Here is a 6,401-nt window from a genome sequence, read left to right on the forward strand (position 1 = left end):
TCTATTACCAAACGTGTAAAATTACTTGCAAACTGGGTGGGTCCATATATGACGATAATGAATACAGCTAAATCTAAGTCACAACCTTGTACTGCTTCTCCATCTCACTCACACCTAAACCAGAGTGTTTTGTCACTTTAAGCTGAACGGGTACTCGCTCTTTCAGTGCTTCAACGTGACTAATAACGCCAATCATCTTGCCTGATGCATTCAAGTTATCCAGCGCGTTTAGAGCAATGTCCAATGTGTCACTATCGAGCGTGCCGAAACCTTCATCTAAGAACAGAGAATCAATACTGGTTTTGTAGCTTACAAGATCAGAAAGCGCTAATGCCAACGCCAAGCTCACTAAGAAGCTTTCGCCACCTGATAAAGTCTTTGTATCACGCATCACATCGCCCTGCCATGTGTCGAGCACTTGCAGTTCTAAACCATCGTCGGCTTTACGTTTTAGCTCGTAACGACCATGCAAACGCTGTAGCTGCTTGTTCGCAAGGTACACCAAGTTTTCCAATGTTAAACCTTGGGCAAACTTACGGAACTTGTCGCCGTTCTTAGAACCGATAAGTGAGTTAAGACGTGAGATATCATCAAACTCGACTTGTTGCTCGTCTATTTGCTTAAACAGATCTTGCTGATTACTTCGGTTCTGGCTATCCGTTTCAAGATTGGCAGAAATCGCACCGATCTTTGTCGCATGGCTTTGCTGTGCGTTTTGACACTCAGTCGTCGCTTCTTCAACTTGCTGTTGGTTTTGCTCTTGCCATGCTTTCGCATTTTCGTGGTTTTGTAGCTCCACTTTCGTCGTTTTGGCGGTGTTCAACCTTGCTTGCGCACTGACAATCGATTCGTCTAAAGACTTCTTCAGGCTTTGAAGTTGAGTTCTAACCTCTTCATCCAACAACGCCGCTTCAAAATTAGCCTCATCTTCGAATGGGCTCGTTTTCAGTGCTGCTAACCAAGTATTCGACGCTTGTGTGTAACTTGACTGCTTGCTGGTCAACTCTTCAGAGAAGCTAATGTGTTTGGTTTGCTCAGTTCGATGTTCCAGCTCGCAGCGGTTAAGCACCAACTGAGCGGCATCAAATGCATTTACCGCTTCAGTGACTTTTTGCTTCATCGCATTGCTGGTGGCTTGAATGTCTTTGTCACCAAACAACTCTGTTCTATCAGCCGTTACACGAGTAAGTTCTGACACTAAAGACTCACTCTGTTGCGTCAGTGTCGCGAGCTCTTTCTCAACACTGCTTAGCTTGTCGTCTAAGGTTTTCAATTCGGCATTTTGAGTAATCAGTTGCTTCTCAATATCGGCCTGTTGCTGTTTAGTTTGCTGCCACATGCTTGATGCTTGTGATTTCGCAGTAAACCAATCATCGATATGTTCTAATTCAGGCGCTTCGATAGCTGTTTGAACAATGCTCTCTTTCAAAGCACTCCATTGGTGCTCTTTCGCTTGAGTTATCTGAGTCACTTGCTCGTTTGCTACTTGGTTTTGCTTATTCAGATCCGCTAAGCGTTGCTCGGCTAACTCGAGATTAGATTGCGCCTTGTCAGCCATAACACTTATAGACAGGCGTTGTTTCTCAGCTTCAGCATAATGTGCTTTAGCATCGCCCAACGCTTTGAGTTGCTGCGCGCTATGACTTAGTTGAAGTTCACACTGCTGAGCAAAGGTCGCGACTGTAGCTTCATTGCCTAAATCGTTAATCGTCAGCAGCGCCAGTTCAGGAGCCGTGCCAACGAAATCCGATAAACTCTGTTGAAGCTTGCCGACAACGCCTTGCCAATTCATTTGAGCCTGCTGAATATCTGCTTGCGCACGTTGAATGTTATCGTTAAGCGCTGCAATCATAGGGGCAAGAGAATCTAACTGCTGACGATGCTCTTGGCCTTCTTTTTTGATGGCCGTTAACTCTAGGTTTTCCGTTTCTTTTTGAGCAACCAAATTTGCAATATCTTGCGACTGCTCAATCGAATGGTCTGTTGAACCACACAGCGGGCACTCAGAGCCTGATTCTAGAGCTGCACGGTATTTCGCCAACTCGCCTTCTTGATCAATCAAACGCGTTAATCGCTCAAGCGAAGTCTCTTTCTCTTTATATCGCTCCACCAACACTTCACGTTCTTTCGAAAGCTTGTCGACCAACTGAGTGTTAGTTTGATGTGCCTGTGTTTTTGCATGCAGCTGTTGCTGGGCATTTAGGAAACCACGATTGATCTCAAGTAATGAGTGCGTATGGCGATTCCAAAACTCCAACAGATCTTTTTGCGAATTCAACACTTGCTCGCTAGTGTTGCCTTGCAATGCTTCCCACTGTTGCTTTGCACTACTCTCTAGCACCACCAATTCAGCTAAGGTCTTATCTTGCGCTGCTTTAGCGTCTTGCGCAGATTTGATGATCGTTTGCTGTGCATCAACCGCAGACAACGCTTGCTTCGCTGAGTTTAGTTGTTCTGCATGCTGACGCTCTAGAGTACGAACTTGCTCTACCTTTGCTTGCCACTGACCTAGGTATTTTTCCAGATGTTGGTCAGCTTGATGCGAATTTAGGTACTCAGTGCTGAGTTGATCTTGTTGCTTCAGCGCATCAATTTTTTGGACTAAAACAATCTGTTGATTACGCTGTTGCGTATGTTGTTCGTTTAGCGTATTCGCTGCAGTAACGGCCGCAGTTTGCTTATCTTTGAGTACGGTAATTTGGTTGTCTAGCGGACGTACGAGATCGATGATCTTCTCTTGATCTTGTTGCTCGGCTTTAACCTGTTCGACAATTGCACTGCTTTGAGTCAGTTTAGTTTGCGCGTTTTGCTTCTCTGCATCACGAAGGGCAAGTAACTTAGTGCTGTTATCTAAGTGAGTTTGAGTGGTATTCACCTCTAGTTCGCAACGCTTTAAATCTTTATGCAACGGTCGCAGTTTTTCAGCTGGTTCGCTATTTGCCAAGCGTGCCAACGATGCTTGGTTATGCTGCAGTTCATCCTGCGCAGTTTTTAAGTCGTGCTCACTGGTGGCAATAGTTTGCTCAGCTTTAGTCACGTCTTTCCACCAGCTTAGATGCGCTTGCCACTCTTTTAACTGCTCGGCTAAACGCTTCTGCTCAACTTCTAGCGTTTCTCGCTCTGCGGTCAGCGCTTGGATTTGCTCTTCAGACAGTAAGCTCACCCCTTCAGCTTTCGCTTTAAGGTGATTAAGCGACTCTTCACTCGACTTAAAATGATCGTAGATACGCTCTGAAATCAGGCTATAGACTTCTGTTCCCGTCAGCTCTTCAAGTAGCTCTGCGCGGTCGTTAGCATTGGCATTAAGAAATGCCGCAAACTCACCCTGCGACAACATGATCGATTTAGTGAAGCGAGAAAAATCGAGACCAGTTACCTGCTCCACCAACTTGGTCTTCTTGGTCAGCATGGTTTCTAGTACTTTGTCGGTGTCAGCATCCGAAAATTCACACGTTGGCGTTTGTAATGCGCCATCGTGTTTACCGCGCGCTCGCTTTTGATGGAAGTTAGAGCGGTATGTTTTGCCCTGCACTTCAAATTCAAGCTCGGCGAAGCACTCGCCTGTACCACGCGTCATTAATTCATTATTGCCTTTAGCAATGCTCTTCAAACGCGGTGTGCGGTGGAACAGTGCCAAACAAATCGCATCAAGAATGGTGGTTTTGCCCGCCCCTGTTGGGCCAGTAATCGCGAACAAACCGTTTTCGGCAAACGGTGATTGAGTAAAATCGAGCTTCCAACGCCCTTTCAAAGAGTTCAGGTTTTCAAATTCTAGACTTAAAATCTTCATACTGGTTACTCTTCTACTTTATTTGGCGCTTGAGCGCTCTCAGACACTTCAACCATCACTTGTTTAAACTTCATCGTCATTCGCTCTAAGCGCGCTTTTTCAGAATCGGTTTCAAACTCTTCTAAGGCAATACGCTTGCTAAACACGTCCATCGGGCTCAGTTCAGATAAGGTTTCTGCCGACTCTTGCTCTAATGCTTGATTACGACGCTCTCTTGCTCGGCGTAATTGAAGTACTTCCACATTCAAACCTTCGGTTAGTGTTCGCATACGTTCTTGGAGATCTGAAAGGTAATCTTGCGCTTGAACTTCAATCGACAACCAAACGCTCAGTTCCCCATCTAAGCCAATGTATTGGTTCAGTTGAGATTCAATTTCGCTCAAGTCGCCTTTGATTTCAGCAAGCGGTTGGAATGTTGGAACAGCTAATTGAGAAATGGTGCGCACGCCTTCTACAAACTCAACCACACATACCTGCTTCTGAGATTTAAGCTCATCGAAACTTAGTGGGATTGGAGAGCCGCAGTAACGAATGTATTCGCGCTTTGCTACCACTTGTGGGCGGTGGATATGACCAAGTGCAATATAGTCTGCGTCTGGGAAGCCATCAGCGGCAAAACCATCAAGGTTGCCGACATAGATGTCGCGTACCGAATCCGATTGTTGAACCCCCATCGCCGTTAAGTGACCGGTGGCGATAATCGGCATGTGTTCGCAATTTTCAAACGTTGCGCGTTTTTCTACAGCGGCATCATAAACACTTTGGTAGTGCTGTTTGATTGCATCGCCAAGTTGCTTCTGACGCGCAACACCAGTGACACCCGCCTGGCTGGTCAACACATCGCGAGGGCGAATAAAAGGAATAGCACAAACCAGCGCTTCTACATCGCCATTCTTGCCTTTGAGTTCAACAACCTGAGTCGCATGATCTTCATTGGTATTAGGAATCACGTCTGCACCCATGTACTTCAATAATTGCTGTGTCTCTTTCAGCACAGAGACTGAGTCATGATTTCCACCTAATAACACCAACTGGCAGCCGATCTTGTTCGAATCGACCACAAACTTGTTATACATCTCACGAGCGTAACTCGGCGGTGTACTGGTATCGAAAATATCGCCAGCAACAATGATCGCGTCGATGTCGTGCTCTGTAACTTGCTCAAGTAACCATTGTAAAAACCGTTCATGTTCATTCTTACGGCTTTTATTGTAGAAGTTTTGGCCAAGGTGCCAATCGGACGTGTGAAGAATCTTCATTGCTGCTCACTAGAAGTGTGTAATGCCTTTAATCTACCAAAATAGTCGACATAATTCCCTTTTATAAGCTTGTGAAAACCAACTAATTTTACGCTTGAACGTCTCATAAGTTATAGCTACAAAAAAGCCGCTCATAATCAGAGCGGCTTTCGTATCAACGATACGCAGTTTCGGGGCTCAACACGCCTTAGAAATTGTAAGAAGCACCCAGTGTTACTGTGCTAAATGCCACGTCTCGACTGCTTAGACGTATTTTGTTCCCATTGATGTATGCGTAGTTTTCAATGTTTACTGCATCCGCTTGAGAAATCAGGCGAAGTGTTAAGTTTTCTACTGGGGTGTATTCCACACCAACGCCGAAGCGGAAACCTGCACCTGAATCGTCGCCATAGAAAGCACCGTTGCTTGAATTTAGATCAACGTAGCTTAAGCCTGCCAATACAAATGGACGGATTGAGTTGTCAAACGTGTAGCCCACATTTGCTGCAACAGACAAAGACGTTGGTGAAAGGAGTTTAGTACCAAATTTTTCGTAATCGGCGTAATCCGTGTAACCAAGTTCGATACCAACGATGCGGTTAAATTGGTAACCACCATAAAGGCTGTACCCCATGCTTTCAGCATCTAAATTGCCTCCGCCATCAGTATCTGAGTCTTGATACACACCAAGGCCTGCGCCAATGTATGGACCACCCTCAACACCAGCAGCAAATGTAGGAAGTGAAACCAAGCCAACTAGACTCAATAGAAATGTTGATTTAAGCATGAAAATACCCTTTTTAGTTTGTCCCACAGCACCGTTCATCAACTATTAATAGGTTTCCGACACTATTCCAACGGTTGCGATACTGTTTAAATAAATTATTCAAGCGACTCCTAACAAACAATAAAACACTGTTCATTTGCGAAGTGATTGGGAAATTATCACGACAACTTTCATTCACCAAGCGAATAATTAGCGAATCTTATACAGTCTTATTTATGAGACAAAATAGAGCAAAAGCAAAAAAACAACTAAGAGTTACAATATCCACATTGCACCTATCATTAAAAAATTCTTTTAAATCAGCAATTTAATCACATATTCAGTCATATAGAGTGGCTTATATATTCTAGCTATTACTTAACTCTCCCCTTCCTAGAAAACAAAAAGCTCACACTATTGATTAATAGAGTGAGCTTTATTTTATCCTTTCTAACTATTCAGAATGAAACCCTGTTAAATTATATTTAAAATAATGAATATAATATTAATGAGCTTCAGCAAGGCTTGCCAAATAAGTATTCGTTAAATAGAAACGGCTTTGTTTCCTAAATCAGGGAACTAATGCTTAAAGCTACGATCAGATCAT

General features: G+C 44.1%; 3 protein-coding genes. All 3 read right to left on the reverse strand.

All coding sequences use genetic code 11. The features are described 5' to 3' along the window. Window positions 1-73 precede the first annotated feature (73 nt). Window positions 74-3,790: an AAA family ATPase gene (locus tag ACED45_RS23550; RefSeq protein ID WP_371715160.1), complete on the reverse strand. Its 3,717-nt coding sequence runs from the start codon at window positions 3,788-3,790 to the stop codon at window positions 74-76. Between the two features lie 5 nt (window positions 3,791-3,795). Then, window positions 3,796-5,049 carry an exonuclease subunit SbcD gene (gene sbcD / locus ACED45_RS23555; RefSeq protein WP_371715161.1) on the reverse strand — a complete coding sequence of 418 codons (1,254 nt, stop codon included), beginning with the start codon at window positions 5,047-5,049 and terminating at the stop codon, window positions 3,796-3,798. A gap of 187 nt (window positions 5,050-5,236) precedes the next feature. Beyond that, window positions 5,237-5,815 carry a porin family protein gene (locus ACED45_RS23560; protein ID WP_102479318.1) on the reverse strand — a complete coding sequence of 193 codons (579 nt, stop codon included), beginning with the start codon at window positions 5,813-5,815 and terminating at the stop codon, window positions 5,237-5,239. Between the last annotated feature and the right edge of the window lie 586 nt (window positions 5,816-6,401).

The organism is Vibrio crassostreae (assembly GCF_041439375.1).
Taxonomy (GTDB): Bacteria; Pseudomonadota; Gammaproteobacteria; order Enterobacterales; family Vibrionaceae; genus Vibrio; species Vibrio crassostreae_D.